The organism is Blastococcus sp. TF02-09, from assembly GCF_003319105.1.
In the GTDB taxonomy this organism is placed as follows: domain Bacteria; phylum Actinomycetota; class Actinomycetes; order Mycobacteriales; family Geodermatophilaceae; genus Blastococcus.
In genome coordinates, this window is the sequence record NZ_QOHH01000034.1 from 1 (window position 1) to 704 (window position 704).

Annotated in this window: 2 rRNA genes; both read left to right on the plus strand. The window is 63.2% G+C overall.

Annotated features, from left to right (window positions below):
- A 16S ribosomal RNA gene (locus DQ239_RS20035) occupies positions 1 to 103 on the plus strand; the annotation flags it as partial.
- Between the two features lie 482 nt (positions 104 to 585).
- Positions 586 to 704: ribosomal RNA gene (locus DQ239_RS20040) — 23S ribosomal RNA — on the plus strand; the annotation flags it as partial.

The following is a 704-nucleotide window of genomic DNA, read 5'->3' on the forward strand; positions in this document are numbered from 1 at the left end:
GGCCCAACCCTTGTGGAGGGAGCCGTCGAAGGCGGGATCGGCGATTGGGACGAAGTCGTAACAAGGTAGCCGTACCGGAAGGTGCGGCTGGATCACCTCCTTTCTAAGGAGCATTCTCACCGGCAAGTGATGCTTGCTGGTGCAGAGCCGCGCCCAGGACGAGACGTGCCTTCCAGTCCGGAGGGTGCGCGAGACGCCTGGGGTGGTGCTGGAGGGTGGAACGCTGACCAGTTCGGCCGGCAGCTGTGGCTGCTCCTAGTACGGCCCGCTTGTCGGGTGTGGAACGGGGTGGGTGCGGGTGGTCCGTTCGTAGGCACGCTGTTGGGTCCTGAGAGAGCGGACCACTGTCCGGGGAGCGATCCCCGGGGGGTGGGAGGCGATCTCGTGTCAGGGCCGGTCTGCATCTCATACCGCTGTGCTCCCTGTGGGGGGTGGGGGTCTGGTGGGGTCGGGTGACCGGTGTCTGGTCGTACGTTGAGAACTGCACAGTGGACGCGAGCATCTTTTGACTCTTGTTTTGTCGAGAGTTCTTGTAGGCCCGCACAGCAGGTGTCCTTCCGGGCGCTGTTGTGTGGGGTTTTGTGTGGCCAAGTTGTTAAGGGCACACGGTGGATGCCTGGGCACCAGGAGCCGATGAAGGACGTAGGAGGCTGCGATAAGCCTCGGGGAGCTGTCAACCGAGCGTTGATCCGAGGATTTCCGAA